The sequence below is a fragment of the Arsukibacterium sp. genome (assembly GCF_036735525.1).
GTDB lineage: Bacteria > Pseudomonadota > Gammaproteobacteria > Enterobacterales > Alteromonadaceae > Alishewanella.
Window position 1 is genome coordinate 1 of the sequence record NZ_DAINOE010000099.1, and the last position, 10,137, is coordinate 10,137.

Genomic DNA, 10,137 nt, shown 5'->3' on the forward strand with positions numbered 1-10,137 from the left:
GCATTGAAGCCTTTACCTACGATAACCTGCACCGGCTTAAATCCAGTGTCCGCAGTTTTAATGGCATTACTTACAGCGAGCCACCCATTTACTATCAGTACAATGCGATAGGTAATCTGACGCAAAAGAGCGACTATGCCAGCGTACTTAACTACGGTAACAGCAGCCGCAACGCCGGCGGCAATGCGGTACGTAGTATCACGCGTGCTATCGGCGGCAGCACCAGCTACAGTTACGACAACAACGGCAATCATTAAACGTGGATGGGGTGGGCCTATGTAAATTTCAGTAATGTCACCGGTCATCTCGGTTTGCTGCTGTTCAGCCCAGTTCCAGCCATGATGGGCGCTGGCACTGGCAGACCAGAGTAACGCGGCGACTACACTTAAGTTGATAACCTTGTTGGGCGTTGTATGCATTGTAACCTCGCGTCAGCTACGAAATATTAGTATCAGTATCAATATCAGTATAGAACCGAGTGGCTGTCATAGCGCATAAAAAAGCTGACTTTACGCAGTAAAACCCATAACTCGATCCGGACAACAACGCCGCCGGCTTTTTTATTATACCCTGCGTCACTTTCTGCTAGACTAGCGCCACTGGTGCTCACGCTTAAAAGGGAATCAGGTGCTAAGCCTGAACTGTACCCGCAACTGTAATAAGTGCTGCAACCTTATCCACTGAAGCCCGGCTTTGGGAAGGAAGCTTGTGGGTTATCACTTAAAGTCAGGAGACCTGCCAGTAAAGTAAGCCCCACCGTGCGGGAAAACACGGCAGCGGCGCTGTGCCCCGCCTTGCGGCTGTGCAGCCTGTTGCCTTTGGTCTTTTTGGGAGCAGTGCGTGCCAGCTAGCGTCATTGAAGTACAACAACTGGGCTTACAGCTTGAGCAGCAGCTTATCTTGCAACAACTGCAGTTTAGAGTGCAGCGTGGCGACTTTATAGGCATTATTGGCCCTAACGGCGCCGGTAAAAGCTCATTATTAAAATTGCTCAGTGGTCAGTTGCCCGTGCAGCAAGGGCAGATCCTGTTAGACGGCAAGCCACTGGCGCAGTATTCAGCCAGAGCGCGCGCGCAAAAGCTGGCAGTGGTTAGCCAGCATGATGTTAGCGGTTTTGAGTTAACGGTGTCTCAGTTGGCGGCCATGGGCCTATTGCCGCATAAAAGCTGGTTTGAACCTAATCACAGTGTCGATGAGCATCAGATTGCGCTGGCACTGGAAAAAGTAGGCTTAACCGACAAATCGCAGCAACTGCTCAGCCGTTTATCGGGTGGCGAATTACAGCGGGCGCTGATTGCCAAGGCTTTGGTGCAACAACCGCAAATTTTACTGTTAGACGAGCCCACCAACCATCTTGATGTGTTATACCAACACCAGATTTTAAGCTTAACCCGTTCGCTCGGTATCACTGTGTTGGCCTGTCTGCATGATTTAAATCTGGCGGCGATGTACTGCAATAAATTACTATTTTTGCAGCAGGGGCAGCAGCGTGCCTTTGGCAGCCCGCAACAGGTATTAACCCCGGCTTTGCTGCAGCAAGTGTTTGGCCTGCCGTGCACTGTGCAGGCTCAGGGGCAGCATGCGCATCTGCAAGTCAGTTTTTTACCGGAGGGGCTATGACACCAGGCAAAGCTCGCTCTGGCAAAGGCTATTTTATACTGTTAAGCCTGATACTGCTGATAAGCGCGGTATTAAGCCTGGGCATTGGCAGCGCCAAACTGGGCCTGATGGACATCCTTTTTGCCCTTATCGGCCACGAGCAGGCCTCAGCCCTGGCGCAAACCATTGTCTGGCAGGTCCGCATGCCAAGATTACTGTGCGCTATGCTGGTGGGTGCCGGTTTGGCCATCAGTGGCGCAGTATTGCAAAACGCCAGCCGCAATCCACTGGCCGATCCTTATTTATTTGGTTTAATGGCCGGTGCTGCGCTGGGCGCTACCTTAGTTAGTGTGCTGTTGCCAGAGCAAATGATTAGCATGGCACTGGCGGCATTTGTCGGGGCTTTATTTGCGGTGGCCTTAGTGTTTTTAGTCTGTCTGGGCCAGCAGCGACAACGCATAGAAGTGACCCTGCTGGCCGGGGTGGCGGTGTCCTTTATGCTCAGCGCCATTAGCAGCTTTATTTTATATTTTGCTGAGCCCTTTGCCGCCAACCGGGTGATTTTCTGGCTAATGGGAAGCCTGAGCCGTACCAGCTGGTTTAGCGTGTTATTGATCGCCCCGGCGGTATGCTTGTTACTGGGTATCGCTTTAGTGTTACGCCGGCAGTTGGATGCGTTATTGCTGTCTGATGACAGTGCCCATACCCTGGGGGTGAATACCCGGCGTTTAAGAACGATCTTACTGCTGTTAACGGCGCTGGTGACGGCCTGCATAGTGGCGCAATGCGGTGGTATTGCCTTTGTCGGCTTAATGATCCCGCATATAGTGCGTTATTTTTTTGGTGTCACGGCCATACCTCTGCTGCTAGGCTCCGCGCTTTGCGGCGCGATTTTTCTGATCTGGGTGGATAATCTGGCGCGTAGCCTGCTGGCGCAGCAGGAAATCCCGCTGGGCGTGATTACCTCGGTACTGGGTAGTGTGTTTTTTTTAATAATGATGCGCCGGCAACAACGACCAGGATAAGACAATGAATGATGAACAAACAAATGATCAACAGGCAAATGACCAGCAAGCCAGTGATCAGCAACATGACGATATTAAACAGCAACGTCATCAGGCGCGGCAGCAACGCTTAAAACAGCAGGTTGATGCCGCGGTATCGCGTGCTAATACCGAAAAAGGCCTGATGCTGGTGATCACCGGCAATGGTAAAGGTAAATCTACTTCAGGCTTTGGTACTGTAGCCCGGGCGGTCGGTCATGGTTTAACCGCTGCGGTGGTGCAATTTATTAAAGGCAGCTGGGATTGTGGCGAGCGTAACTTATTAGCCCAGCATGGCGTGCCTTTTGCGGTGATGGCCACCGGTTTTACCTGGGATACCCAGGATAAAGCGGCAGATATTGCCGCGGCCAAACAAGTGTGGCAGCAGGCAGAGGCTTTTTTAGCCGATCCCGCCATAGATCTGGTGTTACTGGACGAACTGACTTATATGCTCAGTTATCATTATTTACCGCTGGAGCAGGTAGAGCGGGCTATTGTTAACCGCCCGGCCGGGCAACATCTGGTGATCACCGGGCGAGCTTGCCATCGGCGCTTAATTGAGCTGGCCGATACGGTCAGTGAAGTGCAGTCGGTAAAACATGCCTTTGACGCCGGCATTAAAGCACAAAAGGGCATTGATTGGTGATGCGAGCTTTTAATCTGCTGTTTTTGTTTAACGCTGTATTGCTGATGACCTTATTCAGCCTGCCAGTCTCTGCGACACAGCGTTTTATTTCATTGGCACCACATATCACCGAGCTAATGTACGCTATTGGTGCCGAGGCACAACTGGTCGCGGTCAGTGATTACAGCGATTACCCTGAGGCAGCGAAACAGCTGCCAAGGGTGGCCAGCCATGCCTCGGTCAATATTGAAGCGGTGTTAGCGTTACAACCGGCGGTAGTCATTGCCTGGCGCAGTGGCAGCCCATCCGCTGATCTAAGCCGCTTGCAGCAGCTGGGTGTAAAGGTGGTGTATTCTGATCCGCTCACGCTGGATGATATTGCCACTGAGTTAGAGCAGCTGGGGCGGCTTACCGGCAGGCAGCAGCAAGCGGCCGCGCAGGCTGACGCTTTTCGTCAGGCGCTGAATCTACTTCGCCAGCAATATCAACAGCAAACAAAGATAAAGGTATTTTATGCGATGAGCACGGCGCCACTGAGCACCGTGGCTAATAATGCCTGGCCTTCGCAAATGCTGACGCTTTGCGGTGCTGAAAATACCTTTGCCAATGCCAAAACCGATTATCCGCAAGTGGGGCTGGAGCAGGTATTAGCGCGCCAGCCTGAGGTGATTATTCAGGCAGCAGGCAGCGGTAGAGCAGCGGATTTTAGTTTTTGGCAAGCTTATAAGGTATTGCCGGCGGTGGCTTTGCAGCAATTTTTAACGGTGAATGCGGATTATGTCTACCGCACTACGCCTCGCACCATAGAGGGCATTCGCCAGCTTTGCGAAGGCTTAGCGCCGTTTCGTCAAGGGTAAGCGTTTTAACCAGCAGAGCGCCAGCCTTATCACCATTAGAGCACAAAGCTCGGATCTGTTAATACTCTGCAGCGGGCGAAAATTCTGATAGGCTGTGCAGGCTGATAATAAAATTATAATAGTCAGCTTAATACACCAACAATAAAAGCTGCGACCACGCAGTATTAAGCATATGGAGTTAAACTTTGAAGCATTTACTCACCCTTACCGCAGCCTTGTTTATTGTGGCTTGCTCTAAACCAACATCACCAGAACAGCCGCCCAGTAAAGGCGCTTTAGTGATGGTAGGTGGCGCCCTGGCGAGCTCCAATGCCGAGGTGTATCAGCGTTATATCGAATTAGCCGGTGGCCCGTTACAAGCCCGGGTGGCGGTGATTCCGGCGGCCAGTGGCCAACCCGTTAAGTATTTTAAGCAGTTCCAATCAGATATGGTGCGCTATGGTCTGTCTGAAGATCAAATTGAACTGTTTCCGGTCGCGCTTAAAGATGATCGCAGTACGCCTGAGCAAGATGAAAGCCTGTGGGCTGAAGGCGCGCTGGATGAAAAACTGGCCGCGCATTTAAGCCAGTTTACTGCAGTGTGGTTTTTAGGCGGCGATCAGTTGAATATTACGGCTACGCTGAACCCGGATAACAACGGCTCGCCCTTGTTGGCCGCCGTTTGGGCGTTATATCAGCGTGGTGGCGTGGTGGGGGGCACCAGTGCCGGTGCCGCTATGATGAGTGACGTAATGATAGCGGCCGGCGATTCCTGGGGCGCCCTGACAAAAGGCACCACTGACAGCTATGCCGGCATGCAGGATCAGGAGCATGGCCCCTTGCTGCTTCGCACGGGACTGGGCTTTTTTAAACAGGGTATTATTGACCAGCATTTTGATCGCAAAGCCCGCTTCGGCCGCTTAATCGTTGCCACTCAGCTACATCGTGACAGCTTTGGTTTGGGTTTTGGTATTGATGAAAATGCCGCCCTGATCTACACCGCTATTGATAACCAGCTGCAGGCGCTGGGGGCCGGTGCGGTGACGCTGGTAGATGTAAGACAAAGTCAGAAACAGGATAATCCGCATGGTTACCATCTGGAGAATATCCGTATCAGTGTGTTTCAGGGCGGTGATAAATACTTACTGGATGAGCATCGTTTTGTGCCGCATGCAGCTAAACAAGCGACTATCGGTGCCGAGTATTTGAATTTAGCCTCGCCTGTGGTGTCTGGCGTATTTAGCCGTAATAGCCGTTTAAAAGATTTACTGGCGTTTGATTTAGTGGATAACAAGGGCAGTAAAGAAGTGGTCAGTTATCTGCATCAGGGGAGCGGCTTGGGTTTTACCTTACGCTTTACTCAGGATGAGCTGACAGAGGGCTACTGGCAGTATCTGGATGGCATGCTGGATAATGGCAGCGCTTATCAGGTGAAACTGTCTATAATTCCCAGCAGCTTTGCTATTACTGAGTTGCCGATAAGCCAGCCGTAAATCAGCAGCGGGCCGCTTATAATGGCTCCAGTTGGTAGTGGCCTGTTGCAAAGGCCTCTGCCAATTCGGTGGAGCGGCTTAAAACCTGCTGCCAGTTTTCAATACGTTGCTGATCCGGTAGTTTAAAATCTGTTCTATCCGGAATTTTGCCAAGCGGCAGTGAGGCTATCCACTGCGCGCTGGGGCAGAGGATCACCACATTATCTAAAGTACTGGCCGCTGTGCGCCGCCAGCGCAGCGCTTTATCGAACCAACCCGGCGTTAGCTTGGGGTAAAAGTGCGGGTACAGCACTAAACCTTGCGGGCTGAACGGCAAGTCAAAATGGTAATCGGTAATACCGCCATCTATATAGAGCCCTTTAGCTGCTCCGGCGATATCGACAATTGGATCTAGCACCAAGGGTATAGAGCCACTGGCCAGCACCGCCTGTTTCAGGTTTTCTGCACTAAAAGCCACATGCTCAGTGGCGAGGCTACTGCTGTGTAAAAACGGCGCCTGACTAGCGGATAAATGAAAATGCACCCGTTGAAAAAAATGCTGTAAATGCTCGCGCTTAACTAAATTCGCCCCCGCCGCCATACATAAGCTGGCCACTTGCTGCCACTTAGGCTGGCCGGTTTTAAAGCGCTTGGCCCGGGCCACAATTACATTTAGCTGCATTACCGGGTTAGCCAGCACCCCGGCAATGTCTGCCTCTGCCGGAAACACATCATCTATAATGGCCGCAGAGATGTGGCTGATCAGGGCGCTATCGGCACCTGGTGGATAGCAGATAGTACTGTAGGCTTTGGCAAAGCGCTCCAGCGCTGCCAAGGGCTGTTGCTGGGCATAGCAGCTAAAGCGCCAGGCGCCGGCGGAGCTGCCCAGCAAATGCAATGGCTGTTGGCGCTTGGCAAAAAACTCACCGAGTAGGTAGCGGTCTAAGCCATAGAGCACAAACCATTTGGGGCCACCACTGGCACCGACCAGTACCTGAATATCATCAGCCCTTAGCCCCTGTTGCTGGATCTGCTGATAGGCACGGCGACCGGCCAGCACCCGCAAGGGCGATGAGCTTTGTGTAGATTTAGGCATCAATGCGTTACCAACATAAGAGAGCAGGATCAGCGACCAAATAAGGTATGGTACATGCGGGTCGCATAGTCATCGGTCATACCAGAGATATAGTCACAAATGACCCGGTAACGGGCGGCGCCCTCAGGGGCACTATGCCAGCGCTGCTGGGTGTTTAATGGCAATAAGCGCTCGGGATCCGAGGCAAAAGCATCAAATAGCTCCAGTAACATATTCTGGCTTCGAAAGCGTGATTGCTGGATAGACGGCTGTTTAATCACACAGCGAAACACCAGTTGCTTTAACGCCTGCAGCACACTACTTTGCGCATCTGGCAAACTGGCGTTATAGCGGATAAGCGCACAGCTTGCCTGTGGCAAACTTTCGGTGAGTTGCACTGAGGTAATTAACATATTGACCAGCGAGCCTATCGCATCTTTACGTAAATGATGTTCCGCGCTGAACAGTTGCTGCCCCAAAGGCTGTAACTGCTGCTTAAGTGGCTCTGGCAATACTTGCCAGCAGTCAGCCATATGCTGTTGCCACTGCTGCTGGCTGATATTACCCAGCACTATGGCATCTTCTAAATCATGCACGCCATAAGCAATATCATCAGCCAGCTCCATAATGGAGGCATCCAGTGACTTATAACGCGACTTGATAAAGGGCGAGCTGTCCAGATTATCTATCTGCTGGAAGGCGCTGCGGTCTTCGATACTCAGCGGCGCTAAAATCCAGTTTAAAATATCACTGTCAGCGGCAAACAGCGCTTTAGCGGGTTTCCACGGGTTCAGGTTCATTGGTCGCTCGCTGGGGCGTTCGCACTGAGCCAATTGTATGGGTTGCAGTACCGGGTATTTTAATAACCCCAGCAGGGTGCGGCGGGATAAATCCATGCCGTGTTCAAGGGTGTAAGGCTCGAGCTTAGCGACAATACGCAAGGTTTGGCCATTACCTTCAAAGCCGCCATAGGGCAGCATCTTATAGTTCAGTGCCGATTCGCCGCCATGCCCAAAAGGCGGGTGGCCAATATCATGTGCCAGACACAGCGCTTCCATTAAACTGTGATCAGGTAACATCGCCGTTTGCTCAGCCGTCAGCTTTTGCTTTAACTGACTGACCAGGCCAGTACCAATTTGCGCCACTTCCAGCGAGTGGGTAAGCCGGGTACGGTAAAAGTCATTTTCACCTATGCCCATAATTTGTGTTTTAGACTGCAGCCGTCGAAATGCCGCAGAGTGCAGAATACGCGCTCTGTCACGCTGCCAGGGGCTGCGCTGATCATTGGGCCGCAAACTGGCACTGGCTGAGCGTCGGGCAGACCAGGTTTCATAACACACATCTGCAATTGGCTTTGACATACAAGATCCCTTAACGTCGTCAATATCGCTATGTTACTAAAGCAAGCAACAAACTTCGAGTAGCGCTTAGTCTAACCAGTAATTTAAGCTGTTATAACATAATCAGATGACAGACAGTCGTTTTTACCAATAGCGGCCATTTGAAACCGTCATATCAACGAAATCTTGTCTTGAAATCCCCACCAGAAATATGCAGAGTTGCTAACAAATAGTAAGCAGAATGATCGCTATCAAGTCAATACCGCCGAGCTCTCAGGTGTCGGTTGATTAAAGCGTTAAATTCCTCACTACCTTCTTGCCTGTCTGCTATTGGCGATATATGATTCGTATATAAAACGTATATCAGAGGCTGGTGATGGGAATTGTGAAAATTGACGACGAACTACATGGGGAGATCCGCAAGGCTAGTTCAGTTATGGTTCGATCTATCAATGCTCAGGCTGAGTATTGGATAAAGATTGGTATGCTTGCCGAGGCGAACCCCAGTATGTCTTTTTCTGACATTATGCGCGACCAAATGAAGCTGGCTGAAGTAGACATCAGGAAGGCTGTTGGTGGCTAGCGTAAAACTGAAAAGTGCTGAAGAGTTGAGTGTAATGCGGGAGTCTGGTCGGCTTCTGGCAACGGTTTTTGCATACCTTGATGGCATTATTGAGATTGGTGTCTCTACAATGGATATCAATGATTTAGCGGAAAGGTTTATCACTGATCAGCTGCGTGCTCGTCCAGCCAGCAAAGGCCAGTATGGGTATCAGTATGTTCTGAATAGCTCCGTAAACTACGTTGTATGCCATGGCGTTCCTTCAAGCGCACAGAAGCTAAAATGCGGTGACATTGTCAATGTTGATATCACGTTGGAGCAGGGCGGATTTATCGCCGACTCCAGCAAAATGTACATGATCGGTAACGTGACTCCGGCCGAGAGGCGCTTGGTCGAAACAACCTATGAAGCAATGTGGCAAGGAATACAGAGTGTAAAGCCTGGCGCGACCCTTGGTGATGTTGGTCATGCCATTCAGAGCCACGCTCAGAAACATGGTTACTCTGTTGTTCGAGAGTATTGTGGGCATTGGATTGGCCGGGAAATGCATGAGGAGCCACAGGTGTTGCATTATGGTCAGGCAGGTAAAGGTTTAACGCTGCAAGAAGGGATGGTGTTTACAATTGAGCCTATGATTAATCAGGGTAAGGCCAAGGTTAAGTTGAAGAAAGACGGCTGGACCGTTGTCACCAGCGATAAAAAGTTATCCGCTCAGTGGGAGCATACAGTGGCCGTTACCTCAGAGGGTTACGAGGTACTGACGCTCAGGGCCGAAGAGCAAATTTAAATCGCAGGCAAGGCAGACGGCTTATTCAATGCGGCTGCGCCTTCACAGTAAAGCTGCTCGTGCTGTGGGCGTGATGAGGCACAATGAGCCAGCTTAGAATATCAACCATAGCTATTCTATCGGGTGCTGCATCAGTAGTGATCGGTTTAGTTGCCTTTGTGTTAAGTTGGAACTTGTCGGATTTTTGGGCTGGACCAATGCCGGGCATTCGAGTGTTAATTTTTCCTGCTAATCTGTCGCTGGGTTATGTGTGGCATCCACTTATGCTGCGCTGCGGCAGCACATTACCAACGCGTTATACATGATGGTTAATCAAATGAAATCGTTTTTATTTTCGGCATTGCTGCTGGTCTGTTTTAAGTTGAATGCCGCCACTCCGTATGAATTGCCAAGAAGTTCGGTAATTGAGCTTGAAGAAAAATCTAGTGGGCGTATTTACCCATTATTTATTCAACTACCTCCTTCCTACACCACAAAAACTGATGAAATTTACCCGGTAATTTACCTCACTGACGGGTATTACAGTTTTCCTATTGTAAGTGGTGCCATGCGCTTTCCTATGAATAACGGGGTGATGCAGCATGCCATCATTGTTGCAGTGTCATATCAGAAAGGTTCGGCTGGATCAAATAGCAGAATCAGAGATTTCACACCAACAGTGGCTAAAGCATCTGAGAAATCCCCACAAATGGTGTAGTTAAAACAATTATTTAGGTGAGAGGGGAACATTCATGGCGGTTCCCGATCTGATCATTCGCCAAAACTCCCACACCGCGGATGCTCACCATGAATGTAAAA

Annotated in this window: 11 protein-coding genes and 1 riboswitch; of the genes, 9 read left to right on the top strand and 2 right to left on the bottom strand. The window is 50.5% G+C overall.

All coding sequences use genetic code 11. From position 1 onward, the window contains the following. The 6 genes from V7D78_RS14760 to V7D78_RS14785 form a co-directional block, all read left to right on the top strand. On the top strand, positions 1-257 hold a 257-nt coding region (locus V7D78_RS14760; RefSeq protein ID WP_333609223.1), incomplete at its 5' end, for a hypothetical protein. 326 nt (positions 258-583) lie between these two features. After that, positions 584-757, top strand: a riboswitch (cobalamin riboswitch). Between the two features lie 83 nt (positions 758-840). Beyond that, positions 841-1,620, top strand: a complete 780-nt coding sequence (locus tag V7D78_RS14765) for an ABC transporter ATP-binding protein (RefSeq protein ID WP_333609224.1) — start codon at positions 841-843, stop codon at positions 1,618-1,620. After that, positions 1,617-2,624 carry a FecCD family ABC transporter permease gene (locus tag V7D78_RS14770; RefSeq protein ID WP_333609225.1) on the top strand — a complete coding sequence of 336 codons (1,008 nt, stop codon included), beginning with the start codon at positions 1,617-1,619 and terminating at the stop codon, positions 2,622-2,624. The genes V7D78_RS14765 and V7D78_RS14770 overlap by 4 nt, the downstream gene beginning before the upstream one ends. 4 nt (positions 2,625-2,628) lie before the next feature. After that, on the top strand, positions 2,629-3,288 hold the full coding sequence (gene cobO / locus V7D78_RS14775; protein ID WP_333609226.1) for a cob(I)yrinic acid a,c-diamide adenosyltransferase: 660 nt from the start codon (positions 2,629-2,631) through the stop codon (positions 3,286-3,288). Beyond that, positions 3,288-4,124, top strand: coding sequence for a cobalamin-binding protein (locus V7D78_RS14780; RefSeq protein WP_333609227.1), 837 nt, complete (start codon positions 3,288-3,290; stop codon positions 4,122-4,124). The genes cobO and V7D78_RS14780 overlap by 1 nt, the downstream gene beginning before the upstream one ends. A 185-nt stretch (positions 4,125-4,309) precedes the next feature. After that, positions 4,310-5,596 (top strand): cyanophycinase, encoded by a 1,287-nt coding sequence (locus tag V7D78_RS14785; RefSeq protein ID WP_333609228.1) that lies wholly within the window; start codon positions 4,310-4,312, stop codon positions 5,594-5,596. A gap of 16 nt (positions 5,597-5,612) precedes the next feature. Here V7D78_RS14785 and V7D78_RS14790 read toward each other — a convergent pair whose 3' ends face one another. Then, complete coding sequence (locus V7D78_RS14790) at positions 5,613-6,671, bottom strand: patatin-like phospholipase family protein (RefSeq protein WP_333609229.1); 1,059 nt, start codon at positions 6,669-6,671, stop codon at positions 5,613-5,615. Positions 6,672-6,700: 29 nt separating this feature from the next. Continuing rightward, positions 6,701-8,011 carry an anti-phage deoxyguanosine triphosphatase gene (locus V7D78_RS14795; protein WP_333609230.1) on the bottom strand — a complete coding sequence of 437 codons (1,311 nt, stop codon included), beginning with the start codon at positions 8,009-8,011 and terminating at the stop codon, positions 6,701-6,703. 355 nt (positions 8,012-8,366) lie between these two features. Here V7D78_RS14795 and V7D78_RS14800 point away from each other — a divergent pair, with 355 nt between their 5' ends. From V7D78_RS14800 to V7D78_RS14810, 3 genes are all read left to right on the top strand, one after another. Continuing rightward, the gene (locus V7D78_RS14800; protein ID WP_333609231.1) at positions 8,367-8,573 is read left to right on the top strand and encodes a ParD-like family protein; all 207 of its coding nucleotides are present in this window, start codon (positions 8,367-8,369) and stop codon (positions 8,571-8,573) included. Continuing rightward, positions 8,566-9,339 (top strand): type I methionyl aminopeptidase, encoded by a 774-nt coding sequence (map, locus tag V7D78_RS14805; protein ID WP_442886590.1) that lies wholly within the window; start codon positions 8,566-8,568, stop codon positions 9,337-9,339. Before V7D78_RS14800 ends, map begins: the two co-directional genes overlap by 8 nt. 301 nt (positions 9,340-9,640) lie before the next feature. Continuing rightward, entirely contained in the window at positions 9,641-10,036 is a 396-nt protein-coding gene (locus tag V7D78_RS14810) for an alpha/beta hydrolase-fold protein (protein WP_333609232.1), read from the top strand. The last annotated feature ends 101 nt before the right edge of the window (positions 10,037-10,137 follow it).

Excerpts from the sequence above, each read along its gene's own strand:
- V7D78_RS14790 (WP_333609229.1), bottom strand. The coding sequence starts at position 6,671 with ATGCCTAAATCTACACAAAGCTCATCGCCCTTGCGGGTGCTGGCCGGT.
- V7D78_RS14800 (WP_333609231.1), top strand. The coding sequence starts at position 8,367 with ATGGGAATTGTGAAAATTGACGACGAACTACATGGGGAGATCCGCAAG.
- V7D78_RS14810 (WP_333609232.1), top strand. The coding sequence starts at position 9,641 with ATGATGGTTAATCAAATGAAATCGTTTTTATTTTCGGCATTGCTGCTG.
- V7D78_RS14795 (WP_333609230.1), bottom strand. The coding sequence starts at position 8,011 with ATGTCAAAGCCAATTGCAGATGTGTGTTATGAAACCTGGTCTGCCCGA.
- V7D78_RS14770 (WP_333609225.1), top strand. The coding sequence starts at position 1,617 with ATGACACCAGGCAAAGCTCGCTCTGGCAAAGGCTATTTTATACTGTTA.
- V7D78_RS14780 (WP_333609227.1), top strand. The coding sequence starts at position 3,288 with ATGCGAGCTTTTAATCTGCTGTTTTTGTTTAACGCTGTATTGCTGATG.
- cobO (WP_333609226.1), top strand. The coding sequence starts at position 2,629 with ATGAATGATGAACAAACAAATGATCAACAGGCAAATGACCAGCAAGCC.